The sequence below is a fragment of the Nocardia concava NBRC 100430 genome (genome assembly GCF_000308815.1).
In the GTDB taxonomy this organism is placed as follows: domain Bacteria; phylum Actinomycetota; class Actinomycetes; order Mycobacteriales; family Mycobacteriaceae; genus Nocardia; species Nocardia concava.
On record NZ_BAFX01000162.1, the window covers coordinates 1 to 644 of the forward strand.

A 644-nucleotide genomic window follows, 5' to 3' on the forward strand; every position below is an offset into this window, starting at 1 on the left:
GACGATCTCGGCCGTCACCCGGCTCACCCAGTCCACCGGTGCCGAATTCAGGTACCGGAAGCCCGGCACGGTGCGAAATCGCATGAGCGCCGCGGAGATTCCGGCATTGAGATCGCGCGGATTGTGCGCCCCCGTCTCCGGATGACCACCGATTCCGCCCGGTCGCAGCACGGTCGTGACGAGCCCATGCCGCGCCGCCCGCTCGAGCAATGCCTCCGCCGCCCACTTCGACCGGTCGTACCCGATGGGCAGTGCGGCGACATTGGTCGTGGGTTCATCCTCCCCGAGCGTCTCGGCCTCCGTCCCGTTGAATACCGCCAGGGACGACACATGATGCAGTGGCTTGACCCGACCTGCACACGCGAGCTCCGCAAGCGTCAACAGCCCAAGCACGTTCGTCCGGCGCAATGAGGGATACCCGCGCAGAAAGTCCACCGCCGCACCGGCATTGACAATCGAGTCGACCTCGTCGGCCAGCCGCTCCCACCGCTGCTCGGACAATCCCAGCCGAGCCGACCGCAGATCCCCCGCCAACGGCGTTACCCGCCGCATCACCTCACGCGAAGCGGGCAGCGAATACCCTCGCAGCGCCTGCCGCAGCCGTTCGGCCGCAGCCTTGTCATCGTCAGCCCGAACAAGGCACA

1 protein-coding gene is annotated in these 644 nt (G+C 67.4%); it reads right to left on the reverse strand.

Translation table 11 applies throughout. The features are described 5' to 3' along the window. On the reverse strand, positions 1-644 hold a 644-nt coding region (locus tag ON43_RS35100), incomplete at both ends, for an SDR family oxidoreductase (protein WP_157514285.1).